This window comes from Streptomyces sp. CB02959 (assembly GCF_002803155.1).
In the GTDB taxonomy this organism is placed as follows: Bacteria; Actinomycetota; Actinomycetes; order Streptomycetales; family Streptomycetaceae; genus Streptomyces.
This window is the reverse complement of the sequence record NZ_NNBP01000003.1, coordinates 21141-47281: the sequence shown is the minus strand read 5'-3', so window position 1 is coordinate 47281 and position 26141 is coordinate 21141. Positions and strand designations below refer to the sequence as shown.

Here is a 26141-nt window from a genome sequence, read left to right as displayed (position 1 = left end):
GTTCATGCACTCCTCCAGCTCGGCGGGCATCCCCGGTTCGGATGAATCCGCGACCTGCCCTAGACTCTGGAACGTGCCACGTGGTGACGGACGACTCAACCACGACCTGCTCCCCGGTGAGAAGGGCCCCCAGGACGCTTGCGGCGTCTTCGGAGTCTGGGCCCCGGGAGAAGAGGTCGCCAAACTCACCTACTTCGGGCTGTACGCGCTGCAGCACCGTGGACAGGAGTCCGCGGGCATCGCGGTGAGCAACGGCTCCCAAATCCTCGTCTTCAAGGACATGGGCCTGGTTTCCCAGGTCTTCGACGAGACTTCCCTCAGTTCCCTCCAGGGCCATATCGCCGTGGGCCATGCCCGCTACTCCACCACCGGTGCCTCGGTGTGGGAGAACGCGCAGCCGACGTTCCGCGCCACCGCGCACGGATCGATCGCACTCGGCCACAACGGCAATCTGGTCAACACCGCCGAACTGGCCGAGATGGTCGCCGCGCTGCCCCGCGAGGGCGGCCGGGCCACCCAGGTCGCGGCGACCAACGACACCGACCTGGTGACCGCGCTGCTGGCCGGCCAGGTCGACGAGGACGGCAAACCGCTGACCGTCGAGGAGGCCGCGCCGCGCGTCCTTCCGAAGGTCAAGGGCGCCTTCTCGCTGTGCTTCATGGACGAGCACACCCTCTACGCAGCCCGTGACCCGCAGGGCATCCGCCCGCTGGTCCTCGGTCGCCTGGAGCGTGGCTGGGTGGTGGCCTCCGAGACCGCCGCCCTGGACATCTGCGGTGCCAGCTTCATCCGGGAGATCGAGCCCGGCGAGATGATCGCCGTCGACGAGAACGGCCTGCGCAGCTCGCGCTTCGCCGAGGCCCGCCCCAAGGGCTGCGTCTTCGAGTACGTCTACCTCGCCCGGCCGGACACCGACATCGCCGGCCGCAACGTCTACCTCTCCCGGGTGGAGATGGGCCGCAAGCTGGCCGCCGAGGCACCCGCCGACGCGGACCTGGTGATAGCGACCCCGGAGTCCGGTACCCCGGCCGCCGTCGGGTACGCCGAGGCCAGCGGGATCCCCTACGGCTCGGGCCTGGTCAAGAACTCCTACGTCGGCCGGACCTTCATCCAGCCCTCGCAGACCATCCGCCAGCTCGGTATCCGCCTCAAGCTCAACCCGCTCAAGGAAGTCATCCGCGGCAAGCGCCTGGTGGTCGTCGACGACTCGATCGTCCGCGGCAACACCCAGCGCGCCCTCGTCCGGATGCTGCGCGAGGCCGGCGCGGCCGAGGTCCACATCCGGATCTCGTCCCCGCCGATCAAGTGGCCGTGCTTCTTCGGCATCGACTTCGCCACCCGCGCGGAGCTGATCGCCAACGGGCTGAGCGTCGAGGAGATCGGCAAGTCGCTGGGCGCCGATTCACTGGCGTACATCTCCACCGACGGCATGATCGAGGCGACCACGATCGCCAAGCCGAACCTGTGCCGCGCCTGCTTCGACGGCGAGTACCCGATGGAGCTGCCGGACCCGGAGCTGCTCGGCAAGCACCTCCTGGAGTCCGAGACCAAGGCCCCGACCGCGTCCGACGTGGACGGTGTCCGGACGCTCACCGCCGGGGTCGGCGGCGCCGACGCACTGCGTCGCCCGTAGAGCTCGTACCCACCCAAACGAAAGTTCTCAGCCATGTCCGCTGAATCCACCGGTGCCAGCTACGCGAGTGCGGGTGTCGACATCGAAGCCGGCGACCGCGCCGTGGACCTCATGAAGAAGTGGGTGGCGAAGGCCACCCGCCCGGAGGTCGTGGGCGGGCTCGGCGGCTTCGCCGGCCTCTTCGACGCCTCCGCGCTCAAGCGCTACGAGCGTCCGCTGCTGGCCTCGGCGACCGACGGCGTCGGCACCAAGGTCGACATCGCCCGCAAGATGGGCGTCTACGACACCATCGGCCACGACCTGGTCGCCATGGTCGTCGACGACCTGGTCGTCTGCGGCGCCGAGCCGCTGTTCATGACCGACTACATCTGCGTGGGCAAGGTCTACCCGGAGCGGGTCGCGGCGATCGTCAAGGGCATCGCCGAGGGCTGCGTACTGGCCGGCTGCGCACTGGTGGGCGGCGAGACCGCCGAGCACCCGGGCCTGCTGGGTCCGGACGAGTTCGACGTCGCCGGCGCCGGTACCGGCGTGGTCGAGGCCGACCGGGTGCTGGGTGCGGATCGCATCCGTACGGGCGACGTGGTGATTTCGATGGCGTCCTCCGGACTTCACTCGAACGGGTACTCCCTGGTCCGCCACGTCCTCTTCGACCGCGCGGGCATGTCCCTGGACCAGGAGGTCCCGGAGCTCGGCCGCACGCTCGGTGAGGAGCTGCTGGAGCCCACCAAGATCTACTCGCTGGACTGCCTGGCCCTGACCCGCACCTGCGAGGTGCACGCCTTCTCGCACATCACCGGCGGCGGTCTGGCCAGCAACCTGGCCCGGGTGATCCCGGACGGCCTGCACGCCACCGTGGACCGCGCCACGTGGGCCCCGGGCGCCGTCTTCGACCTGGTCGGCACCGCCGGCTCGGTGGAGCGCCTGGAGCTGGAGAAGACCCTGAACATGGGCGTCGGCATGATCGCCGTCGTCCCCCAGGAGTCGGTGGACGTCGCCCTGGCGACCCTCGCCGACCGCGGCGTGGACGCCTGGGTCAGCGGCGAGATCGCCGAGCGCGGCGATCACGCCGAGGCTGTGACCCTCACTGGTGACTACGCGAGCTGACGACGCCGTCGCGCGGGGCCGCCGGCCCGGTGGTCCCGCGCGCAGCACAGAACCCGGTCCGGGGCATTCCCTGGACCGGGTCCGTAATGATGTTATGAGTCCCGCGAGCGCGCAGAGTGTCAGGCGCGACGACGCTGGTTCGAGGAATGGCCCTCTTCCCCGTCGTCCTCGGTGTTGTACCGTTCTGCGTACCGCGCGTACGGGTCGTCGTCCTCGTCCTCGCCCTCGAACGGCTCTCGATTCGGAGGCTGCTGGTCCGACTGCGATGCAAGCTCGTCGGCCAGTCGTGAGAGATCCGTCCCACCGCTGCTGTACTTCAGCTGGCGGGCGACCTTTGTCTGCTTGGCCTTGGCCCGGCCGCGCCCCATGGGTCGACCCCCTCAGTGACGGGGCTCGTTGGCCCCAGAGTCTTGACACGCGTTCATGATTCAGAGCGGGCTCTCGATAGAGAGACCGGCTCGTAGGGCTTTAACGGTACCTGCTTCCGCGGCCATACGGTACGTCGCCCGCATCACCCACCGCTCGGCACGACCGGCACGGCGCCCCGTCCACGCTGGTCAACTGCGATTTTAACCTGTCCTGTACGGCGACCCGCCGACGGGTGGTGAGGGATGTCTCCCCAACCGCCCGTGGCGGGCCGCACAAGGGTGTGTTTCCGGCCACCTGGGCCGGGCGCGGTCAGGGCCGGCGGGCCTCCGCCATCCGCGCCTCGGCGAGCCGGTCGGCGGCCGCCGCCGGCGGAATGCCATCGGCCTTCGCATGAGCGAATATCGCCAGCGTGGTGTCGAAGATCTTCGCGGCCTTGGCCTTGCACCGGTCGAAGTCGAAGCCGTGCAGCTCGTCGGCCACCTGGATGACGCCGCCGGCGTTCACGACGTAGTCCGGGGCGTAGAGGATGCCGCGGTCCGACAGGTCCTTCTCCACGCCCGGGTGGGCGAGCTGGTTGTTGGCCGCGCCGCACACCACCTTCGCGGTCAGCACCGGCACCGTCACCTCGTCCAGCGCGCCGCCCAGCGCACACGGCGCGTAGACGTCCAGGCCCGCGGTGCGGATCAGCGCGTCGGTGTCGGCGACGGCGGTCACCTGGGGGTGCCGGGCGAGGATCCCGTCCACCGACTCGGCGCGGACGTCGGTGATCACGACCTCGGCGCCGTCCTTGAGCAGGTGCTCGACCAGGTGGCGGCCCACCTTGCCGACGCCCGCGATGCCGACCTTGCGGTCACGCAGGGAGGGGTCGCCCCACAGGTGCTGGGCCGAGGCGCGCATGCCCTGGAAGACGCCGTAGGCGGTCAGGACCGAGGAGTCGCCGGCGCCGCCGTTCTCGGGCGAACGGCCGGTGGTCCACTTGTTCGTCCGGGCGACCACGTCCATGTCGGCGACGTAGGTGCCGACATCGCACGCGGTGACGTAGCGGCCCCCCAGGGACGCCACGAACCGGCCGTAGGCGAGCAGCAGTTCATCGGTCTTGATCAGTTCGGGGTCGCCGATGATCACCGCCTTGCCGCCGCCGTGGTCCAGCCCGGCCAGCGCGTTCTTGTACGACATGCCGCGCGAGAGGTTCAGGGCGTCCAGGACGGCCTCCTCCTCGGAGGCGTACGCGTGGAAGCGGGTGCCACCGAGGGCGGGGCCCAGGGCGGTGTTGTGGAGGGCGATCACGGCCTTGAGGCCGCTGGCCCGGTCCTGGCAGAGAACGACTTGCTCGTGGCCGCCCTGCTCCGTGCGGAACAGGGTCTGCAGCACGTCGCCGGTGGCGCCTGCCGAGGCAGGACGTACGTCGGTCACGGTGGTGACTCCCATAGTCGCGGAGGACGCCCTCCTGCGTGTGGGGAGGGCCGGTTGGGACGAGAGTAAGCCTGGAGGGCGGGTTGATCGGTCAGGTCGGGGGGATCACCCTCTCCCGGGGGACGGGCATGGGACGATCTGCCGTATCCGGGCCGGGCGGGGGTAGGCAACTCCGGGCGGTGGACTTTCCTTTGAAGGAGCGGGCGTGGCCTTGGCGTCGTCGGTGCGGGTCCCGTATGTGGCGTACCTGCGGGTCTACGAGCCGCTGGCAGCGTTCCCCGAGCCGGAGCGCTCCTACTGGGCGCGCTACGCCACCCGCGACGCCACCCCCACGGCCGAGGACGAGCAGCGCCGGGCGCTGGCCGACCTGCTGCCGACCCCGCCGGTGGCGGTGCCGGTCCACGAGAGCGGTGACGCGTTCGTGGCCGTCGTGGAGGACGTGACCTGCGTCTGCCCCTGGCGGACCCGGCTGCGCGGCTGGCAGGCGCTGGAGTCCCTGGAGGAGCTGCTGCCGGCGTCGGTGCTGGACGCCGCGCTGCCCCCGGTGGTGCGCCGGCAGGCCGCCACCGACTACGAGCGGTGGCGCGAGCGCAACCCGGACGCCCGCCCCTGGATCCGCGCGGCCACCTGGCACGTCCCGGTGCGCTGGTTCGTCCTCTTCGACGACGCCGAGCGCGAGTACGCGAAGGGTGACCCCGCGCCTGCGCTCCGTTACCGGACGACGATGGCACAGGCGCGCCGGAGGGTCGCACGCGGACTGCGTACGCTTCGGGATGCCCTGGAAGAGGGGCCGCTGATCGACGGCCTGGTAGATGTGGGGCGCTGGCTCGAAGAATTCCACCCGCGTTCGCTCGTGGAGCTGGACTACGGAGGGCTGGTGCACGCGGTGCCCGAGGGGCAGCTCGTCGAGGACCGTTCCGCCGCGGAAGTGGCGGAGGGGATGGCGGCGCTGCGCGAGGGGGACGGCGAGCGGGCCGACGCCGCGTACGAGAAGCTCGCGCAGCGGTGGCGCATGGTGCGCGAACGCCAGTTCTCCAGCTGAACGCCGGGGGTTCGGGGCGGGGTTGCCGGGTGCGGGGTTCCTACTGATCGGACGTACGGGACGTAGGTCCTGATCCGGGCTATTGCCTCAAGCGTGACCTAAAGCACTGACTTCGGGTCTTGCTCCCAAGGTGCACCCTCGTGCCAAAATAGGACAAGGAGCCTGACTTGGGCTCCTTCCGTCCAACTAAGGGCGGATAGATCGGTATTGCGCTCCTTGAGGGGTCTCATGGCGGCTGGTCACGTTGTGACTGATCGTCACGGGGGTGTGACTGTCCGCTATGGCACGGTCCATCGGCATCCGCCAAGGTTGAACACCTGAGAGGGCAATTCCATCGGTTTGGCCGACGTGGCTGGACAGATGGTGTAGTTGTAGTGCCGAGGACAAGCCGTTCGTCCTATAACCGACTCGGCCCGCGTCCGCCATTTCGGGCAACGTGGGTCAAGGTGCAGAATTTAGAGGAAAGAACCGTGATGGTTCGGTTCTCCCGAGGAGGCCGCTCATGACCGCTCGCACCCCTGACGCCGAGCCGCTGCTTACCCCCGCCGAGGTCGCCACGATGTTCCGCGTGGACCCGAAGACGGTGACCCGCTGGGCCAAGGCAGGCAAGCTCACGTCCATCCGTACGCTCGGAGGACACCGGCGTTACCGCGAGGCTGAGGTCCGCGCACTGCTCGCGGGCATTCCGCAGCAGCGCAGCGAGTCCTGAATAACCGCATAACCAGGCTGTTTTCGGGCCCCCCAACCCGGAAACGCCCGTTTTTGTGCCACAGCTCCACCTGCTTCACCACGCTCCAACAGGGCTCTACACGACGCGGTGCCTGCCCCAACAGGCCCCACACCCACTCCATCCGGGTACGTCATTGATCGCGCTGGACTCCGCCGGGTCCGGCGCGATCGCTTTTTTGTGTGCGGCCGCTCCCGGGCCGCTCGCGGGCGTCGGGTCGCCCTGGCGCCAGCCGGCTCCGGAAGGGGCGCCACGCCCTCTTCAGGGGCTCCGAGGGGGCCCGTCAGACCGGACCTGGCGGTCTTCTTTGGAGGTATTGGAGGGGTGGTGCAATTGCACATATTAAATTGACTCGTTGCGGGTGGGTGGCAAGTTCCCCATCTCGCGAAACTTGTTCGGTGACTCCCGTCACATCGTGGGGTTCTTGAACGGTGAACGGGGGCTGCGGTATAGCGCCTCTTCGTCGTTCTCCCCGCAACAGCCTTTCACCGTGCGGCCGCCGGCGCAGGCGTCCTTGGTCACCCGGAGCCGGGACTTTCGTCCTCCGTCGTCGGCTCGCAGGCGGCCCCGGAGGGGGCCGGGGCGGTCGAGGGCGCACCGGGCCCGGAACGGGCGCCGTACGGCTCCATGGCGAGCTGCCGCAGCTGATGGCAGACGGGGCAGTGCCGGGTCAGATGGCGGTAGCCGTAGCGCAGCGCCGCCGACAGGTGGGCGCGCAGCAGCGCCCTGGTCTCGTGCCGTACCGCGGTCGTCATCACACGCCACCTCCCGGCCCCACGCCTTCTCAGAGAGTGAGTACCGGCGGCAGGTGCCGCCGTCAAGACGGCCGCCCGCCCGGCCCGCGCCCACCGGGGCCTTCGGGCCACATCGCGCCGGGCCCGCCGCCCCGCGCGCCCGCGGCCCGTCCCCGACGAGACGACGGCCCGCACCGGTGAGACCTGGTGCGGGCCGGACAACGCAACGGCCCGCACCGGAGAACGGTGCGGGCCGTGAAATGCGGTCCTGACGGGATTTGAACCCGCGGCCTCCACCTTGACAGGGTGGCGAGCACTCCAAGCTGCTCCACAGGACCTTGCTTTTCGCTTTCCGCTTGCGGCGGGCTGCGAAGCAAGACTGTACAGCAGGTCAGGGGGTGCGGTCGAACTCGGTCCCGGCTGCCGCCCCCGCGCTCGGTCCCGGCCTACGGAGCCGCGGCGTCCACCGCCTTCATGATCCGCTTGTCGGAGACCGGGTACGCGGTGCCCAGGGCGTGCGCGAAGTAGCTCACCCGCAGCTCCTCGATCATCCAGCGGATCTCCCGGGCCGCGGCCGGTACCGGGCGCCCCTGGGGGAACTGCTCCAGCAGCCAGGCGTATTCGTCCTGCATCTCCTTGACCTTCGCCATCCGGCTGCGGTCCCGCTCGGCGTTGGTGGGCAGCTGCGTCAGGCGGCGGTCGGCGGCGACCAGGTAGCGCATCAGGTCCGGCAGCCGCTTGGCGCCGTGCGCGGTCACGAAGCCCGGCTTGATCAGCTCCGCCAGCTGCTCCTTGACGTCCGCCAGCGACGGCAGCAGGGAGGGGAACGCGGTCGCCTTCAGCCGGCGCTCGCACGCCTGCCAGGCGGCCAGCACCTCCTGCGCCTGCTGGATGGTCTTCAGCGTCGCGTCGACCAGATCGGCCCGCACCGCGTCGAAGAGCTTGCGGAACGCCTCCTCGTCCCACGCCGGGCCGCCCCGGGCCGCGATCAGCCGGTCCGCGGCGGCGGTCACGCAGTCCTCGAAGAGCGCCGCGATGGAGCCGTGCGGATTGCGGGAGAGCGCCAGCTTCTGCTGGTTGCTCAGCTTGTCCTGGGCGAACTTGGCGGGGTTGGCGGGGATGTTGAGCAGGATGAGGCGGCGGGTGCCGGCCCACATGGCGGCCAGCTGCTCGGCCTCGGTGTCGTACAGGCGCACCGCGACAGTGCTGCCCTCGTCGACCAGCGCCGGGTACGCCTTCACGGGCTGGCCGGCGCGGCGGGTCTCGAAGGTGCGCGGCAGCGTGCCGATCGTCCAGGACGTCAGCCCGGTGCGCTGCTCCGGGCCGGCCGGCGGGGTCTCGCCCCGGCCGCCCTTGCCGGGCCGCTCGGCGGCCTGCTCGAAGGCCCGGGAGATGGCCGCCCGGGTCTTGGGCTTCAGCTGGAGCCGCAGCGCCTCCAGGTCCTTGGCCTCGGCGAGCTTGCGGCGGCGTTCGTCGACCACCCGGAAGGTGATCTTCAGGTGGTCCGGGACCTTGGCGACGTCGAAGTCCGCGGCGTCCACCGGCACCCCCACCATCCGCTGGAGGCCGGCGGCCAGCGAGGCCGTCAGGGCGCCCTGGAGGGGGACGGTGGTGTCCAGGAAGCGGGTGGCGAAGTTCGGCGCCGGTACGTAGTTGCGGCGGATCGGCTTGGGCAGCGAGCGGATCAGCTCGGTCACCAGCTGCTCGCGCAGGCCCGGGATCTGCCAGTCGAAGCCCTCGGAGGAGACCTGGTTGAGGACCTGGAGCGGGATGTGGACGGTGACGCCGTCCGCGTCCGCGCCGGGCTCGAACTGGTAGGTGACCTTGAACTTCAGCTTCCCCTGCCGCCAGGAGTCCGGATAGTCGTCCTTGGTGACCGCCTCGGCCGACTCGTTGATGAGCATCGAGTGCTCGAAGTTGAGCAGGTCCGGCTCTTCCCGGTGCTTCTTCTTCCACCAGGAGTCGAAGTGCGCCCCGGAGACCACGTCCGCCGGGATCCGCTGGTCGTAGAAGTCGAAGAGGGTCTCGTCGTCGACGAGGATGTCGCGGCGCCGGGCGCGGTGCTCCAACTCCTCGACCTCGCCGAGGAGTTTGCGGTTGTCATGGAAGAACTGGTGGTGGGTGCGCCAGTCGCCCTCCACCAGGGCGTTCCGGATGAACAGGTCGCGGGAGACCTCGGCGTCGATCCGTCCGTAGTTGACCTTGCGCTGGGCGACGATCGGGACGCCGTAGAGCGTCACCCGCTCGTACGCCATCACCGCGGCCATCTTCTGTTCCCAGTGGGGCTCGCTGTACGTCCGCTTCACGAGGTGCTGGGCCAGCGGCTCGATCCACTCCGGCTCGACGCGGGCGTTCACCCGCGCCCACAGCCGGGAGGTCTCGACCAGCTCCGCGGACATCACCCAGCGCGGCGGCTTCTTGAAGAGGGCGGAGCCGGGGAACACCGCGAATTTCGCACTGCGGGCGCCCAGGTACTCGTTCTTGGCGTCCGTGTCCTTGAGTCCGATGTGCGAAAGCAAACCAGAAAGCAGGGAGGTGTGGATGTGCTCCGGAGCCGCGTCCGTCTCGTTGAGGTGGACGCCCATGCCCTTGGCGACCGTCCGCAGTTGCGAATAGATGTCCTGCCACTCACGTATCCGCAGATAGTTCAGGAACTCCGAGCGGCACATCCGGCGGAACGCGGACGAGGAGAGCGCCTTCTGCTGCTCGCGGACGTAACTCCAGAGGTTGAGGAACGCCAGGAAGTCCGACGTCTCGTCCTTGAAGCGGGCGTGCTGCTGGTCGGCCTGCTGCTGCTTGTCCGAGGGCCGCTCCCGCGGGTCCTGGATGGACAGCGCCGCCGCGATCACCATGACCTCGCGGACACAGCCGTTGCGGTCCGCCTCCAGCACCATGCGGGCCAGCCGCGGGTCCACCGGAAGCTGGGAGAGCTGGCGGCCCAGCGGGGTCAGCTGCTGCCCCGCCTGCCCCTGCCGGGCGGACTTCTGCGCGGTGTCCAGCGCCCCCAGCTCGCGCAGCAGGTCGACGCCGTCCTTGATGTTGCGGCGGTCCGGCGGGTCGATGAACGGGAACTTCTCGATGTCGCCGAGGCCGGCCGCGGTCATCTGGAGGATGACGGAGGCGAGGTTGGTCCGCAGGATCTCCGCGTCGGTGAACTCCGGGCGGGTCAGGAAGTCGTCCTCGGAGTACAGCCGGATGCAGATGCCGTCGCTGGTCCGGCCGCAGCGGCCCTTGCGCTGGTTGGCGCTGGCCTGCGACACCGGCTCGATGGGCAGCCGCTGCACCTTCGTGCGGAAGCTGTAGCGGGAGATCCGGGCCATGCCGGGGTCGATCACGTACTTGATGCCGGGGACCGTCAGCGAGGTCTCGGCGACGTTGGTGGCCAGCACGATCCGGCGGCCGGTGTGGCGCTGGAAGACCCGGTGCTGCTCGGCGTGCGAGAGCCGGGCGTACAGCGGCAGCACCTCCGTGGCGGGGAGGTTCTTCTTGTTGAGCGCGTCCGCGGTGTCCCGGATCTCGCGCTCGCCGGAGAGGAAGACCAGGACGTCGCCGGGGCCCTCGGCCTGGAGCTCGTCCACCGCGTCGCAGATCGCCGTGATCTGGTCGCGGTCGGCGTCCCTGAAATCAGATGCAGTCTGGCCGCCCTCCTCCAGCAGGGGGCGGTACCGCACCTCCACCGGATACGTGCGCCCGGAGACCTCGACGATCGGCGCGTCCCCGAAGTGCCGGGAGAACCGCTCGGGGTCGATGGTCGCGGAGGTGATGACCACCTTCAGATCCGGGCGCTTGGGCAGCAGCTGCGCCAGGTAGCCCAGGATGAAGTCGATGTTGAGGCTGCGCTCGTGCGCCTCGTCGATGATGATCGTGTCGTACTGGCGCAGCTCCCGGTCCGTCTGGATCTCGGCGAGCAGGATGCCGTCCGTCATCAGCTTGACGAGGGTGTCGTCGCCGACCTGGTCGGTGAAGCGGACCTTCCAGCCGACCGCCTCGCCCAGCGGGGTCTTCAGCTCCTCGGCCACCCGCTCGGCGACCGTACGGGCCGCGATCCGGCGCGGCTGGGTGTGCCCGATCAGCCCCTGGACGCCGCGCCCGAGCTCCAGGCAGATCTTGGGGATCTGGGTGGTCTTCCCGGAACCGGTCTCGCCCGCGACGATCACCACCTGGTGGTCGCGGACGGCCGCCAGGATCTCGTCCTTCTTCTGGCTGACCGGGAGCTCCGCCGGATAGCTCACGGCCGGCGTCGCGGCGCGCCGCTGCGCCACGCGGAGCTCGGCCTCGTCGACGCCGGCGGCGATCTCGGTGAGCACCGCGGCCCGGGCCTCGGGCTTGCGGATCCGGCGCGCGCCGTCGAGCCGGCGCCCCAGCCGCTGCTGGTCGCGCAGCATCAGCTCGGGAAGTCGCTTCAGCAGGGAGGGCAGCGTGGAGGCGGCACCGTCGGACAGGGCGGAGGCAGGCTGACTGGACATACGCTCCCCAGGATCTCACCTCGCGGAAAAGACTGGCGAACGATTTGCCGGCGGCGCCCGGACCGGTGCCCCCACCAGGGCGGATCGTCGCCGACCGGGCCCGGCGTACTCCGGCGGAACGCCCCGGGCCGGACCCGGCGCCGTGCCCCGGACCCCTCACGAGGGGAATCCCCGGGCCGATCGGGAGGGGATTCGCCGGGCGGTATGCCCGACATCGGTGCCTTAGCGTGTTTCCTATGCGTGATCATGAAGATGACGCCGTTCCCCATGGCGCACACGGCCGGCCCCGGACCTGGCCGGAGCACTGGGCGGCCTTCAAGAGATCGCCGTTCCTCCCGGCGGTCGTCCTGATGTTCATCCTCGCCGCGGCGGCCGGCCTCTTCGCCGGCTCGTACACCTACGCCATGGCCAACCCGGCCCCGCGCCACATCCCCACGGCCGTGGTCACCACCCCCGCCGCCCCGCAGTACAAGACCTTCGTCGCCGGTATGGAGCAGGCCCTCGACGCCTCCCTGCGGCTGACCGGTTACGCCACCTACGCCGACGCCCGGAACGCCGTCGACGAGCAGCGCGAGTTCGCGGTGCTGCGCGCCCGCGGCCGCGGGGTGGCACTGGACGTGTCCGGCGCCTCCGGCGCGTCGGTGGCCCAACTGCTGTCCGAGGCCGCCGCCAAGGTCGGCCCGGCCACCGGCGTGCAGGTCACCGTCCGCGACATCAAGCCGCTGCAGCACGGCGATCCGCGCGGCCTGGCGCTCTTCTACATCTCCCTGGCGGCCGTGATCATCGGCTTCGTCGGCGCCATCCAGCTCAGCGTGCACGCCCGCGCCCTCAACCCGGTCGAGCGGGTCGCCTTCACCGTGGCCTACGCCCTGCTCGGCGGCTTCGCCATCGCCGCGGTGGCGGACTGGTGGCTGGGCGCGCTCCGGCTGCCGTTCGCCGAGTCCTGGATGATCCTCGCGCTGACCATGTTCACGTCCGGCATGGTCTTCACGATGTTCAACACCCTGATGGGCCGCTGGGCGATGATCCCCACCTGGGGGCTGATGGTCCTCCTCGGCAACCCCTCGTCCGGCGGCGCGGTCTCCTGGCCGCTGCTCCCGTCCGTCCTCGGCCAGATCGGCCGCTGGCTGCCGCCCGGCGCCTCGGTCAACGCCCAGCACACCGCGGTCTACTTCAGCGGCCACCAGCATGCCTTCCCGTTCCTGGTGCTGGCCGGCTGGTCGGCGCTCTCCTGCGCGGTCTTCTGGGGCTGGCGGCACCGTCACCCGGGCGGCCGCGAACCGGCCCCCGCGCCCGCGCACGCCGCCGACGCCTGAACCCCCGGCGCCGACGCCGGAAGACCCGGTATCCGCGCGGGCCGCCGGCGGGGCGGAATTCCCGACGAGAAAATTTCCGAAGTCCCGACGAGAGGCCGGCCAAGGACATCCGGACAAAGAAGAAGGTCCCGGTTCGAAAACGAACCGGGACCTTCTCCCAATGGGTGTGGCTGGGGCCGGGGTCGAACCGGCGACCTTCCGCTTTTCAGGCGGACGCTCGTACCAACTGAGCTACCCAGCCGCAGCGGTCCTGACGGGATTTGAACCCGCGGCCTCCACCTTGACAGGGTGGCGAGCACTCCAAACTGCTCCACAGGACCTTGCATTGTGCGAGGTGGCTTGCACCAGTCTCGCACACGGTGGTGCGTGCCCCCAACGGGATTCGAACCCGTGCTACCGCCTTGAAAGGGCGGCGTCCTGGGCCACTAGACGATGAGGGCTGATGGCCCGCCTTGGCGCCGCTACCGGCTCCGTCGGGGACGTGAGAAGCATATGGGATGGGAGGACCGTTCGCCAAAACGGTTTACCCGGCCGTGCCGGAAGCCGTCGCCGACGGGCTCGCTGACGGGGTGCCGCCCGGTGCCGCGGGCTGGTTCTCGCGGGGCAGATGACGGCTGACCTCGGCCCGCGTCAGGCCCAGTCCGCCCAGGGTGATCTCGTCCCACGCCTGGAGTCGTCTGGTGGTGCGGTCCAGGTAGAGCACCGAAGCCTGCACGGGCGCGGGCTGCTTGTTCTGGACGGCGCGCAGCCCGCCGCCGCCCGTGGAGCCCTCGACCATCAGCCGGGTGCCCCGGGGGAGCGTGCTGATCTCGCGGTGGTGGAGGTGACCCGCCAGGGCCAGCGGGACCAGTCCGTCCGCCTCGGCCGCCGCGGCGGGGTTGTGGGCCAGCGCGATGTCGACCGGGGTGCCGGCCAGCCGCTGGGTGCGCAGCGCGCCGGCGAGCCGGGTGCCGGCGGCGCGCTCGGCCGCGTCGCCGGCCGCCGCCACCGTGCGGTCCGGGGTGAACTGCGGGTCGCCGACGCCCGCGATGCGTACCCCGGCCACCTGGGTGACCTGTCCGTCGTCGAGGACGGTGACGTGCCTGCGGCCGGTCAGGTAGCGCTGGGTGCCGCGCGAGTCGTGGTTGCCGCGGACCCAGACGTACGGCGCGCCCAGGGTGGAGACGGGGTCCAGGAAGTGGTTCTCGGCGGCCGAGCCGTGGTCCATGGTGTCGCCGGTGTCGATGATCACGTCGATCCGGTACTGCTTCACCAGCGAGGCGACGAGGTGCCAGCCGGCCGGGTTGAGGTGGATGTCGGAGACGTGCAGGACGCGGAGGGTGGTCGGGTCCGGCTGGTAGGCGGGCAGCGTCGAGGCGGTGTCGTAGAGCTTGCTGACGTTGGTGACCAGGCGCGCCAACTCCTTTTGGTAGACGTCGAATTCGCTGACGATGTTGCGGGCGGTGCCGACCACGGACGGGGCGGACGAGAGCAGTCCGGAGAACCGCGGCTCCAGGACGGACTGCGGGTTCCAGGTGGCGTAGGCGGCGGCCCCGGAGGCGGTGAGCAGGGTGAGGGCGAGTCCGCCGGCGGCCAGGGCGCGGCGCGGGCGGCGGTAGACGACCAGGCCCAGCGCGGTGGCGCCGCTGACCACCGCGGCGCAGGAGGCCGCCGCCAGGCCGGCGGCGCCGCGGAGCACGTCGTGGGTGACCTGCTTCTGGAGGCCGGCGAACCGCTCCGGGTGGTCGACCAGCTCGGCGGAGCGGGCCGGGTCCAGCCGGTCCACGTCGACGTCGAGGCGGACGGGGGCGGTGTGGCTGTCCAGTTCCAGGTCGCCCAGGGGCGGGACGGTGATCCGGGTGCCGCCGGCCAGGGAGGGGCGCAGCGCCATGCTGGTGTCCATCGGGCCGACCGGGGCTCGGACGCCGCCGAGGACCAGCAGCCCCAGCCAGGCGCCGAGCGCGCTGACGGCCAGCAGGCCGAGGGCCCGGGCGTACGGGTGCGCGGGCGGCGCGAGGGTGCCGCCCGGGGCCGTACGGCGGGTGGCGGGCCGGTCCCGCCCGGTACCGGACCGGTCGGGTGCGGCCGGGTGCCTCCGGCGGCCGGGGAGGCGGGGACCGGGGAGGCGGAGACGCGGGCGGCCTGGCGGGTCGGGGTGCGGTGTCCGGGAGCGCGCGGCGCGGGCCATTGGTCCCCTATGCCCGCTGTGCCGTCCGTCATGCGGGACGGCGCGGCTCCGCTCGCGGGACCCGCCGGCGGGGAGCGGTGGCGGACAATGGTGGCGTGCTGGAAATGACGCGCGAGGAGTTCGAGGAACTGGTCGCCGAGTCGCTGGACCGGATCCCGCCGGAACTGACCCGGCTGATGGACAACGTGGCGGTCTTCGTCGAGGACGAACCGCCGGCCGACGACCCGGAGCTGCTCGGCCTGTACGAGGGGACGCCGCTGACCGACCGCGGCGAGTGGTACGCGGGTGTCCTGCCGGACCGGATCACCGTCTACCGCGGGCCGACGCTGCGCATGTGCGACACGAAGGAAGACGTGGTCGCGGAGACGGAAGTGACGGTCGTTCACGAGATCGCGCATCACTTCGGGATCGACGACGCGCGGCTGCACGCGCTCGGCTACGGCTGAGGGGCGCGGCGGGCGGCGGGGGCGCGCGTGCCGGCCCTGGCGTGTCCTCGGGCGGGGGACGGGAGTTGGGCAGGGCGTCCGACGCCGTCCCCGCGCTCCGGATCCGGAGGTCCCGCCCGTGTGCCCGATGCCCCCTCGCCCGCAGTCCGCCGTCGATCCGCCCCCCACCAGGGCCGCCGCGTCCGGGCCGGCCGGGCGCCCGATGGCGCGGGTCACGGCCGCCGCGGTGACCGTCTCCGCGCTGGCCGCCTCACTGGCCGGCTGTATGAACGTCAGCGATCCCGGACAGCCCGTGCCGTCGGGCAGCGCCACCCGGCACGGCGACGGGAAGGGGAAGGCCCACCGCCCCGGCGGGCTGACCGCCGACGGGCGGGGCGACGGTCCGCGGCGGATGGGCCGCGGCGGCCCCGCGCAGCCGGCGGGCGGGGACGCCGGGACGGACCGGGAGGGCGATGCGGGGGCGTCGCCGAGCGCCGAGCCGTCGTCGGTGCCGTCGGCGCCCCCGCAGCCGGCCAAGCCGTCCGGCCCGGAGCCGGGGCCGGCCCACGGCGGGACCGCCGGCCCGGTCGGCCCGTCGGGGCCCGCGCAGCCCTCGCCGTCCCGGCCCGCCCATCCGTCGTCCCCGCCCAGCGCGCCGGCCTCCGGCTCGCCGAGCGCCCGGCCGAGCGGGCCGTCGGGCGGTTCCCCGTCGCCGGCCGGTGGCGCCCAGGCGTCCGGTCCGTCGCCCTTGAGCCCGAGGTTCTCCCCGAAGTCGTCGGCGGCGGCGTCCCTGTCGTCCTCGTCGTCCCCGGCGCACTCGTCCGCGCCGGGGGACGGGTCATCGGCGCTGTCCTCGCAGCTGTCGCCCCAGGCGGAGTGGGACGTCTGAGAGGTGTGGTCCCGGGCCGGGGTGGGCGGGGTGGATCGGGGCGCATTTGCCTTGTGGGGGGAAGGGTGCGTATGGTGGTAGATCGTTTGATCCCATTTGCCCGGCGCCCTGAAAAAAGCGCGCCGTGTGGCGCGTTCTCTCCCTTGCCGTGGCTGACCGCATAGAGGCGGTCTTTGTGAAATCACACGGAGTTGTGGGCGCGTGCCGAGACTCCGGAAGGTTTCGCATTTCGCATGTCCATTTCCATTGATCAGTCCGCCCTGCCCGCACGCGACGAGCAGTCCGAGCAGTCGGCTCCCGAGACGGTCGAGACCGTCGAGACCGTCGAGGCCGTAGAGGCGACCCCGGCGGTCGACGCCGGCACCGAGGCCGAGGTTGCCGAGCCCGCCGTGGCCGAGGACGCCGCCGACGGCGCCGAGGACGCCGACGAGCCGACCGTGACCTTCGCCGACCTCGGGCTCCCCGAGGGCGTCGTCCGCAAGCTCGCGCAGAACGGTGTCACCACCCCGTTCCCGATCCAGGCCGCGACCATCCCGGACGCGCTGGCCGGCAAGGACATCCTGGGCCGCGGCCGCACCGGCTCCGGCAAGACCCTCTCCTTCGGTCTGCCGACCCTGGCCCGCCTGGCCGAGGGCCGCACCGAGAAGAAGAAGCCGCGTGCGGTCATCCTCACCCCGACCCGTGAGCTCGCAATGCAGGTCGCGGACGCCCTCCAGCCGTACGGCGACGTGCTCGGCCTGAAGATGAAGGTCGTCTGCGGCGGTACGTCCATGGGCAACCAGATCTACGCCCTGGAGCGCGGCGTCGACATCCTCGTCGCCACCCCGGGCCGACTGCGCGACATCATCAACCGCGGCGCCTGCTCCCTGGCGGACGTCCAGGTCGCCGTCCTCGACGAGGCCGACCAGATGTCCGACCTGGGCTTCCTGCCCGAGGTCACCGAGCTGCTGGACCAGGTGCCCGACGGCGGCCAGCGGATGCTGTTCTCGGCCACGATGGAGAACGAGATCTCCACGCTGGTCAAGCGCTACCTGACCAACCCGGTCAGCCACGAGGTCGACAGCGCCCAGGGCAACGTCACGACCATGACCCACCACGTCCTCGTCGTGAAGCCGAAGGACAAGGCGCCGGTCACCGCCGCGATCGCCGCCCGCAAGGGCCGCACCATCATCTTCGTCCGCACCCAGCTGGGCGCCGAGCGGGTCGCCGAGCAGCTGATCGAGGCGGGCGTGACGGCGGACGCGCTGCACGGCGGCATGACGCAGGGCGCCCGTACCCGGGTGCTCGCGGACTTCAAGGACGGCTACCTCAACGCGCTGGTCGCCACCGACGTCGCCGCCCGCGGTATCCACGTCGACGGCATCGACCTGGTCCTGAACGTCGACCCGGCCGGTGACCACAAGGACTACCTGCACCGCTCGGGCCGTACCGCCCGCGCCGGCCAGTCCGGCACCGTCGTCTCGCTGTCGCTGCCGCACCAGCGCCGGCAGATCTTCCGCCTGATGGAGGACGCGGGCGTGGACGCCTCGCGCCACATCGTCGGCGGCGCCGGTGCCTTCGACGAGGACCTGGCCCGGATCACCGGTGCGCGTTCGCTCACCGAGGTCCAGGCCGAGTCGGCGAACAACACCGCCAAGCAGGCGGAGCGCGAGGTCAGCGTCCTCGCCAAGGAACTGGAGCGGCTGCAGCGCCGCGCCACCGAGCTGCGCGAGGACGCCGACCGGCTGACCGCGCGGGCCGCCCGCGAGCGTGGCGAGGACCCGGCGGAGGCGCTGGCGGCGAACGCCCAGGCGACCGCGGAGGCGGCGGCCGAGGCGGCCCAGACCGCCGAGGCCGTGGTGCCGGCGCAGGCCGGGCCGAGCGACCGCCGTTCTTTCGAGCGTCGTGACGACCGCCGTGACGACCGGCGCGGTGAGCGTCGTGACGAGCGCGGGAACTTCGAGCGGCGGGACCGTCGCGAGGAGCGCGGTGGCCGTTCTTTCGAGCGCCGCGACGACCGTCGTGACGACCGTGGCGGCCGTTCCTTCGAGCGTCGTGACGAGCGCCGTGACGACCGCGGCGGCTTCGGCCGGGACCGTCGTGACGACCGTGGCGGCTTCGGCCGGGACCGGGACCGGGACCGTCGTGACGACCGTAGCGGCCGTACCTTCGAGCGTCGTGACGAGCGCCGCGACGACCGCGGCGGCTTCGGCCGGGACCGGGACCGGGACCGTCGTGACGACCGTGGCGGCCGTACCTTCGAGCGTCGTGACGACCGTGGCGGCTTCGGCCGGGACCGCGGTGACCGCCCGGCCCGTCCGTTCAACCGTGACGACCGTGGCGGGCGCCCCTCCGGTGGCTACCGTTCCGGCGGCGGCGACCGCCCGTTCAACCGTGACGACCGCTCCGCCGGCCGTCCGGCCTCCGGCTTCCGTGCCTCCGGCGACCGTCCCTACGGCCGGCGGGACGACCACCGCGGCTCCGGCAGCGCGTCCGGCTCCGGCAGCGCGTCCGGCTTCGGCCGCCGCGACGACAAGCCGCGCTGGAAGCGCAACGGCTGAGTCGATGACGGCCGACGGCGTGGCTGATACTCGCCGATAGGCCGCCCGACCTGCACAGGGCCCGTACCGCACTCAAGTGCCGTACGGGCCCTGTGCGTTGGGGCGTCGCGGGCGGGGCGGCGGGGTGCGCGCCGGTGCGTTGCGGGGCGGGTGCGCGCTCGGGGGCGTGGTGGCCGTGGGCGCCTCGCAGGGGCGCGGCGCACGGCCGTGGCCGGGGAATCGTGGCCGGTGGAGCACGGCTGCGGCACGCCGTAGATCGGCCAGATCCCTAATGCCTTCGGGGTGCGGCGCGTCCTCGGGCTATGCTGCTCGGTGCGGGCCATTAGCTCAATTGGCAGAGCAGTGGACTTTTAATCCATTGGTTCAGGGTTCGAGCCCCTGATGGCCCACCGTCAGCAGTGCCGGCGGTTCCCCCGCCGAACTGCACATGAGCGTCCCGTCCGGGCTTACCGGGCGGGACGCTCTGTCGTTCTTGCCCCTGTTTCCGCCCTCGTGCGGGCGCGAAGCGGGCCGGGTGGTGCGGTTCGCCGGTCGCGGGACGCGCCCTGCCGCCGGCCTTTTGGTGGAGCGGGCGGAGACCGCACGGACCCACTAGTGGTGGACCGCCGGGCAGTGGCCGGTCTTCTCGCCGATGGTGTTGATGTCGGCGTTGGACCGGGGGTCTCCGGCGTAGTTGATCTGGTCGGTGCAGCGCACTCCGGGCTTCTTCGGGGGGTTGGCGGGGGCGCCGGCCTTCTCGGGCGTGGGGCAGTGGCCGGTCTTCTCGCCGATGGTGTTGATGTCGGCGTTGGACCGGGGGTCCCCGGCGTAGTTGATCTGGTCCGTGCAACGCAGCCCGGACTTCTTGTGGTTGGCCGACGGCGCCTTGTCGGCGGAGCCTTGGGTGGTCTTGTCGGCGGAGCCCTGGGTGGTCTTGGCGGCGGCGGTGGCGGACTGCTGGGTGCCCGCCGAGGTGGAGGAGGGCGCGGCGCTGGTGCCGCCGCCCTGGCAGGCGGTGAGCCCGAACGCGGCGACGGTGATCACGACGGCGGCGGCGGCCTTGCGGGCGTGGTGGAGTGCGGTGCGGTGCGACATGGTGGTCCCCCGTTTTCTCGGAGTGGTGTGCCGGGTGCGTGAGAACAAGACTGTCGGCCGCTGCTGATGCTCCCTCGCCGTACGGCTAACGCCCCGCTAACGCCCGCTGCGGAGCGTCGAGCCGTCGGGGGAGGGCGGCCCGTGACGGGCGGTGCGGGCCGGGGCGGCGGCCGCTGATTCATGCGCGGTGCGTATGGGGTGGGCGGGGCGGCTATTTGTTCGGGCCGGATGCCGTACCTAGCGTCATCGGTGAATGACGGGGGAATGGCGTGGACCCTGTCCATCGGCCCGAGGGGGGAATCTTGACGACCGAGTGCGTGCATTCCGCTGAGTGTGCAAGTGGCGGGGGAGGGCGGTGCGTACGGCCCGCCATTGAAGGGACCGTGCGCGGGGACGGGGCGGGCCGCCGGTGGCGGGCATTCGCCGGGCTGGGCCTCATCAGTTTCCTCGGCTGTATCGACCTCACCATCGTCAATACCGCGGCGCCGGCCATTCAGCGGGATATGGGGGCCACGGTCACCGAACTCCAGCTGATCGTCAATGTCTTCATCGTCGCGCTGTCGATGTTCATGGTGACCATGGGGCGGCTCGCCGACCGGCACGGCCGGCGGCGGGTGCTGTACCTCGGGACCGCGGTCTTCGGCGCCGCCTCGCTGGCGGCCGGGTGCGCGCCGGACGTAGGGACGCTGGTCGTCTGCCGCTTCGTCCAGGGGGCCGCCTGCGCCGTGCTCTACACCAGCACCGGCGCCCTGGTCTCGGACACCTTCCCGCCGGCGCACCGCGGCAGGGCCATCGGGGCGCTCTACGGCGTCAACGGGCTCGGGCTGGCGCTCGGGCCGGTGCTGGGCGGACTGGTCGTCGGCGGGCTGAACTGGCGCTGGGTGTTCTGGCTGAACGTGCCGTTGACCGTTGTCGGGCTGGCGGTGTGCTTATCCGCGGTACGGGAATCGCGGGGCCCGGCCGCGGACGCCGGAAAGCCGGACTGGCCGGGGCTGGTATTGATCAGCCTCGCGCTGCCCGCGCTCGTTCTCGCTCTCACATTGGGGGATTCCTGGGGGTGGACGTCCGGTCGCATTGTGGGGCTGCTGGTCGCGGGAACGGTCGGTGTCGGGGTGTTCTGCGTAGTGGAGCGGAAGGTGGCGGCGCCCCTCGTCGATTTCCGGCTGTTCGGGAACCGCATTTTCCTCGGCGCGCTCACCGCCGATTTCTCCCTGGCGTTCTTCTACTGCCTGGCGTTCTTCCTGATGCCGCTGTACCTGGTGTCCGTGCGGCACTACGGGGCCACCGTGAGCGGACTGATGCTGCTGCCGTGCACGGCGGTGATGGCGGTGCTGTCGCCCGTGGTGGGGCGGCTGGCGGACCGGTTCCCGCCGCGGCTGCTGCTGTGCGGGGGCTTCGCGGCGTTCGCCCTGTCGGCGGCGTTGCAGGCGCAGTTCACCCGGGACCGCCCGGTCGCCTTCGTGGTGGCGGCGTTCGCGCTGATGGGGATCGGCTGGGCGTTCGTCCTGGGACCGGCCACCGTGGCCGCGCTGTCGGCCGTACCGGAGCGGCTGGCCGGGACGGCGGTCGGCGCGTCGTGGACCTTCCACAACCTGGGCGGGGCGATCGGGTTGGCGGTGGGGATGGCGGTCCACCGCCGGGCGGCGCGGGAGGCGCTGGACGCGGCGCTCGCCGCACGCGGTCTGCCGGGCGGGGAGTGGGTGCCGCGGGCGGTGGCCGATCCCGTGGCCGGGGCCGGGCTGCTGCGCGCGCACGCCGGGCTGGACGGGCGCGCCGCCGAGGCGCTGTCCGGGGAACTGTTCCTGCGGGGCAACCAGGCGGCGATGTGGCTGCTGTGCGGGGTGGCCGGGGCCGCGTTCCTGATGATCCGGGTGGGGATGCGGGTGCCGCGCGGGACGTCGGGTGGGCGGGGTGCTTAAGGAGGAGGGCGGGGCGCGGTGGACGCGTGAGGCGGTGGGGGCGGGTGCTCACCGGTCCCGGTGGGGCCGGCGCGGGGCCGCCTAGGATGCCGATCATGGCGACACCGGGCATCGAGCTGCATCACCTCCGCTGCTTCCTGGCCCTCGCCGAGGAACGTCACTTCACCCGGGCGGCCGACCGCCTCGGCCTCTCCCAGCCCACGGTCAGCCGCACCATCCGCCGCCTGGAGGAACTGCTCGGCTACCGCCTCCTGGAGCGCACCACCCGGCAGGTCACGCTCACCCCGGACGGCGAGCGGCTGTACGGCGAACTCCGGGGGCTGCTGCCCCGTTTGGAGGCGGCCCTCCTGCCGACGCCGGATGTGCCCCTCTTCCGCATCGGCTTCGCCTGGGGATTTCCGGCCACCTGGCCGCAGGCCGCCATCGAGCGGTTCGAGGCGGAGACCGGGGTCGGGGCGCGGGTCTTCCGGCGGGACGCGGCACTGGCGGGGGTGGACGGCGGCGAGGTCGATGTCGCGATCCTGCGCGGGAACACCGCCGTGCCGGGCCTGACGGCCGTGACGCTGCTGCACGAGCGGCGGGTCGCCGCCGTGTCGGTGCGGTCCCCGCTCGCCGCGCGGGACGAGGTCGGTTGGCGGGAACTGGCCCGTATGCCGTTGGTGCTGAACGAGGTCGGAGGGACGACGGACGAGTCGGACTGGCCGGCCGGGGAGCGGCCGGAAATCGCCGCCCGGTGCGGGAACTTCGACGAGTGGCTGGAGGCGGTGGCCGGGAACCGGGGCGTCGGGGTCGTACCGGAGTCCATCGGCCGGCAACGGGTGCACCCGTTCGTCTCCTTCGTGGCGATCCCCGACGCGCCCCTGATGCCGCTGCAGCTCGTCTTTCCGCGGCACCACGGGCATCCGCTGACCCGGCGCTTCCTCGCCCACGCGCGGGCCACCGTCCACCAGTGCGAGGGAGAGGGGCGGGGGGCGGTGCCGGAGCCCGGTGGGGGGAACCCGTAGGGGTCGGGGTGGCCCCAGCCTGCTCCTACCCCGTTCGGCGCAGGAGGAGTCGCCGAGCGGCGCCGTGGCGGCAAGCCTTGAACCGGCAGGGCTCGGGCACGGCGTGCGGTCACGGCGTACCGGGCCGGCACCGGTGCGTACCGGGCCGGCACGGGCATCGGGCAGGCACGGGCATCGGGCAGGCACGGGCATCGGGCAGGCACGGACATCGGGCAGGCACGGACACGTACCCGGTGGACGGGCCGACCCGGTGCCGGTGGACAGGCCGCCTCGGTGGCAGGCCGCCCCGGTGGGCATCCGCGGGCGCGTGGCACGCCGGCCACGTGCGGTGCGCCGGCCGGTGGCGCACGGCGGCCGGATGCGGCACGACGGACGCGACGGGGCCGGTGCGCCGGCGAGGACGGCCCGGCGGCCGGTGCCGGAACGGGCAGTGCGGGCGGAGCACGGCGGTGCCGGGACCCGTGCCGGGTGCCACCCGGACGGGCGGAGTGGGAAGAGGCCGGTGCGGATGGGTCGAGGCGGTGGGAACCGCACGCGCGAGGAGGAACGGCGGGCGCGCCGCGCCGCGATGCCCTCGCTCGGTCGCCGACTGGCGCGCTGGCTCCCCGGCGTCCTGATCGTCGTCGGGGCGGTCTTCGACCTCGTCACGCCGCCCCAGTACACCGCGGCGCCGTTCCTCTCCGCCGCCCCTCTGGTCGCGGCCCCGCTGTACTCCCTACGGGCCACCGCCGGTACGGCCGTGGCCGCCTCCGTCACCGAGATCCTGCTCGCCACGTATCACGGGGTCGAGGACTACTACCAGTCCGCCACCGAGTCGATCACGGTCATCGTGGTGTCCCTGCTGGCGCTCGGCATCAACCGGGTCGTCCGGCGCAGCGACGCCCGACTCGCCTCCGTACGGGACGTCTCGGAGGCCGCCCAACGGGCCGTGCTGCCGGCGCCGCCCCCCACCCTGGCCGGCCTCGCGGTCGCCGCGCGCTACGTGGGCGCCCGGGCCGGCGCCCGCATCGGCGGCGACCTGCACGCCATCCAGGACACCCCGCACGGCGTGCGGATGATCGTCGGCGATGTACGGGGCAAGGGGCTGGAGGCCGTGGAGGCCGCGGTCGTGGTGATCGGTGCCTTTCGGGAGGCGGCGGAGCAGGAGGCCACCCTGGAGGCGGTGGCGGGCCGGCTCGAACGGGCGATCAAACGGGAGGGCGGGCGCCGCGCGGGCCTCGACCAGCACGAGGGCTTCACCACGGCCGTCCTGGCGGAGATCCCCGCCGGGAACCAGTCCGTGCTCCGCCTCCTGAACCGGGGCCACCCGCCCCCGCTGCTGCTCACCCCGGACGGCGGCCTACGGGAGCTGGCCCCGTCCGTTGCCGCGCTGCCGCTGGGCCTGAGCGACGTGGCGGGCTGGCCGGACCGCGCGGACGAGACGTTCTTCCCGGCCGGGGCGCTGCTGCTGCTGTTCACCGACGGGGTGACCGAGGCCCGCGACCGGGCCGGGCGGTTCTACGACGCGGGCGCCCGGTTGCGCGGCAGCCGGTTCAGCGGGCCCGACGACCTGCTGGACGTGGTGGTCGAGGACGTCGCCCGGCACACCGGTGGGGGACCCGCGGACGACATGGCCCTGATGGCGGTCCAGCGGCCCTTCGAGGCGTAGCGCGGGGCCGGGCTTCAGGGAGGAGGTGCGGGCGGCCTTGAAGGGGACCGGCGGCCCGCAGTCCGCCGGCCCGCGGCCCGTAGGGACGGCAACCCGGTACGCGCCGCCCCGGTCGCTCCCCGGACCGGCCGGGGCGCGACCGGCGCCCGCTACGGCAGCGGCGGCCGCAGCCAGTGCAGGCTCTGGCCGTGCGGGCCCGTCAGGGCGACCGGGCGCTCGTCCACGGCGAGGGTCAGCAGCATCGAGTCCGCCGGCCCGAGGGACCGGTGCTCCGGCGCGGTGATCCACGGCAGCACGCTGTGGTGCTCCTGGGAGATCCAGTGCCCCCCGCCGTCCCGCTCGGCCAGCAGCGACCGGACGAGCCGGGCGAACTCCTCGCGCCGGGCCGGCGGAAGGTAGGTCAGCACCGCGCTGTGGAAGACGGCGAGCGTCGCCTCGGGCGGCGCCTGGGCGGCCAGCGCCGGCAGCTCGTCGATCAGGTCGCCGCGCACCAGAGTGGGGCGGGGCGACGTCCGCACCGCCTCGACGGCCGCCGAGAGCCGCGCCGCCCGGGCCTCGTCACCGGGCCACACGAGGGCGCGCAGCCAGCGGAGGTCGTCCGGCTCCCCGGCCGGGTCGAGCGGATTCAGGTCGATGCCGCCGCGCCAGACGATCCGGGGCAGCTCGCCGGGCAGCGCCGCCGAGCCGTCCTCGCCCCCGGGCGCGACGCCGGTGGTGCGGCAGGTGAAGGTGACCGGGCCGTCCGGGGCACCGCCCTCGACGGGCGCCGGGTGGCTTCCGGGGCCCCCTTGGTGCCCCTCCTGGACGTACCGGTAGCGGTACCGGTCCGGGTGCAGGCACAGCCCCGCCGACGTCCCGACCTCCAGGAGGGCCAGCGGCTGCGGCAGACGGGCCAGCAGCGGCAGCAACGCGGCGCAGCGGGCCGGTTCGTTGGTCTGGGTGGAGCGTCGCATGATCACCGCGCGGACCTCGTCCCAGTGCCGGATCGTCCACTCGCGCCACCGCCCGTACGCCGCCTCGCCGCTCGGCCCCAACTCCGCGTGCGGACCGTCGAGATAGCGGACCGCGGCGAGCAGCAGGTTCGGCTGCTGCTTGGTGCCGGCCGGCAGCGAACCCGCCAGCAGCTCGCAGAACTCGTCGTCCTGGCTGATCCGGGCGGACAGCTCCTCGTGCGCGTCGGACTGTCCCCGCGCCTGTTGCCAGGAGAACTCCCGGTACCGATCCGCCACTTCCCGTGGGGTGTTGACGGTGTTCCCGGCGTTTCCGGTGTTCGCGACGTTGACGACCATGAGGCGACGTTATCCTCCTCACGCTCCGTAATCGCGGGGCGTCCCTCCGCATAACGACTGACGCACAATCACCGCGAGATCGTTTGGCGGGGCGGTGCCAACTCGCCCTGTTTGCGGCCGGGCTGGGGGTAAAAGTCCATGCCAGGGCTTCCTTGGGGGGCTTGTGGAACCCCCGTGGATTCGTGGGAACGCTTGGATTTCCCGCGTCGTCTCTATTACTGTCCGATAACGGAGCGCGGTCGTCCCAGCCGTCGCCAATGGCGGCACCGTGCGCCGACGCCGAATCTCGTACGCGCTGTTCCCGCACGTCCAGAACGACCTTTGAGCCACCCTCCCGAGCCGGCTTTCCGCGCGGCGCGATCCGTGTCCTCGAACCGTGTCC

18 protein-coding genes and 5 tRNA genes are annotated in these 26141 nt (G+C 72.2%); 12 read left to right on the top strand and 11 right to left on the bottom strand.

Going from position 1 to position 26141, the window contains the following annotated elements:
* Window positions 1-73 precede the first annotated feature (73 nt).
* Both purF and purM read left to right on the top strand, forming a co-directional pair.
* On the top strand, window positions 74-1633 hold the full coding sequence (gene purF, locus CG747_RS05925) for an amidophosphoribosyltransferase (protein WP_100600570.1): 1560 nt from the start codon (window positions 74-76) through the stop codon (window positions 1631-1633).
* A gap of 33 nt (window positions 1634-1666) precedes the next feature.
* Complete coding sequence (gene purM, locus CG747_RS05920; protein ID WP_100600569.1) at window positions 1667-2737, top strand: phosphoribosylformylglycinamidine cyclo-ligase; 1071 nt, start codon at window positions 1667-1669, stop codon at window positions 2735-2737.
* 119 nt (window positions 2738-2856) lie between these two features.
* Here the strand turns inward: purM and CG747_RS05915 are convergent, their stop codons facing one another.
* On the bottom strand, window positions 2857-3105 hold the full coding sequence (locus CG747_RS05915; RefSeq protein ID WP_100600568.1) for a DUF3073 domain-containing protein: 249 nt from the start codon (window positions 3103-3105) through the stop codon (window positions 2857-2859).
* Between the two features lie 310 nt (window positions 3106-3415).
* Window positions 3416-4534: a Glu/Leu/Phe/Val dehydrogenase dimerization domain-containing protein gene (locus tag CG747_RS05910; protein ID WP_100600567.1), complete on the bottom strand. Its 1119-nt coding sequence runs from the start codon at window positions 4532-4534 to the stop codon at window positions 3416-3418.
* 190 nt (window positions 4535-4724) lie between these two features.
* Between CG747_RS05910 and CG747_RS05905 the strand changes: the two genes are divergently transcribed.
* Both CG747_RS05905 and bldC read left to right on the top strand, forming a co-directional pair.
* Window positions 4725-5561: a hypothetical protein gene (locus CG747_RS05905; protein WP_100600566.1), complete on the top strand. Its 837-nt coding sequence runs from the start codon at window positions 4725-4727 to the stop codon at window positions 5559-5561.
* 502 nt (window positions 5562-6063) lie between these two features.
* The gene (gene bldC / locus CG747_RS05900; protein WP_003980577.1) at window positions 6064-6270 is read left to right on the top strand and encodes a developmental transcriptional regulator BldC; all 207 of its coding nucleotides are present in this window, start codon (window positions 6064-6066) and stop codon (window positions 6268-6270) included.
* A 536-nt stretch (window positions 6271-6806) separates the two neighbouring features.
* Here bldC and CG747_RS05895 read toward each other — a convergent pair.
* The 3 genes from CG747_RS05895 to hrpA all read right to left on the bottom strand — a co-directional run bounded on the left by CG747_RS05895 (window position 6807) and on the right by hrpA (window position 11488).
* Window positions 6807-7043, bottom strand: coding sequence for a DUF6274 family protein (locus tag CG747_RS05895; protein WP_100600565.1), 237 nt, complete (start codon window positions 7041-7043; stop codon window positions 6807-6809).
* Window positions 7044-7285: 242 nt separating this feature from the next.
* Window positions 7286-7360 (bottom strand) — tRNA-Asp (locus CG747_RS05890).
* 108 nt (window positions 7361-7468) lie between these two features.
* Window positions 7469-11488 (bottom strand): ATP-dependent RNA helicase HrpA, encoded by a 4020-nt coding sequence (gene hrpA / locus CG747_RS05885; protein WP_100600564.1) that lies wholly within the window; start codon window positions 11486-11488, stop codon window positions 7469-7471.
* Window positions 11489-11724: 236 nt separating this feature from the next.
* Here hrpA and CG747_RS05880 point away from each other — a divergent pair, with 236 nt between their 5' ends.
* Window positions 11725-12804, top strand: a complete 1080-nt coding sequence (locus CG747_RS05880; RefSeq protein WP_100600563.1) for a hypothetical protein — start codon at window positions 11725-11727, stop codon at window positions 12802-12804.
* A gap of 167 nt (window positions 12805-12971) precedes the next feature.
* On the opposite strand, the gene CG747_RS05875 is transcribed toward CG747_RS05880, so the two are convergent.
* From CG747_RS05875 to CG747_RS05860, 4 genes are all read right to left on the bottom strand, one after another.
* Window positions 12972-13045: transfer RNA gene (locus CG747_RS05875), tRNA-Phe, on the bottom strand.
* Window positions 13046-13049: 4 nt separating this feature from the next.
* Window positions 13050-13124: transfer RNA gene (locus CG747_RS05870), tRNA-Asp, on the bottom strand.
* 47 nt (window positions 13125-13171) lie between these two features.
* Window positions 13172-13244, bottom strand: a tRNA-Glu gene (locus tag CG747_RS05865).
* A gap of 83 nt (window positions 13245-13327) precedes the next feature.
* On the bottom strand, window positions 13328-14971 hold the full coding sequence (locus CG747_RS05860; RefSeq protein WP_100600562.1) for a metallophosphoesterase: 1644 nt from the start codon (window positions 14969-14971) through the stop codon (window positions 13328-13330).
* A gap of 95 nt (window positions 14972-15066) precedes the next feature.
* Here CG747_RS05860 and CG747_RS05855 point away from each other — a divergent pair, with 95 nt between their 5' ends.
* The 4 genes from CG747_RS05855 to CG747_RS05840 all read left to right on the top strand — a co-directional run bounded on the left by CG747_RS05855 (window position 15067) and on the right by CG747_RS05840 (window position 19214).
* Window positions 15067-15417 carry a metallopeptidase family protein gene (locus CG747_RS05855; protein ID WP_100600561.1) on the top strand — a complete coding sequence of 117 codons (351 nt, stop codon included), beginning with the start codon at window positions 15067-15069 and terminating at the stop codon, window positions 15415-15417.
* A 127-nt stretch (window positions 15418-15544) separates the two neighbouring features.
* A complete protein-coding gene (locus CG747_RS05850) occupies window positions 15545-16285 on the top strand; it encodes a hypothetical protein (protein WP_180985407.1) in 741 nt (246 codons plus the stop codon).
* A gap of 233 nt (window positions 16286-16518) precedes the next feature.
* Window positions 16519-18825, top strand: a complete 2307-nt coding sequence (locus CG747_RS05845; protein ID WP_100600560.1) for a DEAD/DEAH box helicase — start codon at window positions 16519-16521, stop codon at window positions 18823-18825.
* 316 nt (window positions 18826-19141) lie between these two features.
* Window positions 19142-19214, top strand: a tRNA-Lys gene (locus CG747_RS05840).
* A 202-nt stretch (window positions 19215-19416) separates the two neighbouring features.
* On the opposite strand, the gene CG747_RS05835 is transcribed toward CG747_RS05840, so the two are convergent.
* A complete protein-coding gene (locus CG747_RS05835) occupies window positions 19417-19899 on the bottom strand; it encodes a hypothetical protein (RefSeq protein ID WP_100600559.1) in 483 nt (160 codons plus the stop codon).
* Window positions 19900-20282: 383 nt separating this feature from the next.
* Here CG747_RS05835 and CG747_RS05830 point away from each other — a divergent pair, with 383 nt between their 5' ends.
* From CG747_RS05830 to CG747_RS05820, 3 genes are all read left to right on the top strand, one after another.
* The gene (locus CG747_RS05830) at window positions 20283-21818 is read left to right on the top strand and encodes an MFS transporter (RefSeq protein WP_257980246.1); all 1536 of its coding nucleotides are present in this window, start codon (window positions 20283-20285) and stop codon (window positions 21816-21818) included.
* 95 nt (window positions 21819-21913) lie between these two features.
* A complete protein-coding gene (locus CG747_RS05825) occupies window positions 21914-22822 on the top strand; it encodes a LysR family transcriptional regulator (RefSeq protein ID WP_180985406.1) in 909 nt (302 codons plus the stop codon).
* A 568-nt stretch (window positions 22823-23390) separates the two neighbouring features.
* Window positions 23391-24470 (top strand): PP2C family protein-serine/threonine phosphatase, encoded by a 1080-nt coding sequence (locus CG747_RS05820; RefSeq protein ID WP_257980245.1) that lies wholly within the window; start codon window positions 23391-23393, stop codon window positions 24468-24470.
* Window positions 24471-24619: 149 nt separating this feature from the next.
* Here CG747_RS05820 and CG747_RS05815 read toward each other — a convergent pair whose 3' ends face one another.
* Window positions 24620-25759: a DUF2332 domain-containing protein gene (locus tag CG747_RS05815; protein ID WP_100600556.1), complete on the bottom strand. Its 1140-nt coding sequence runs from the start codon at window positions 25757-25759 to the stop codon at window positions 24620-24622.
* Window positions 25760-26141: the final 382 nt, after the last annotated feature.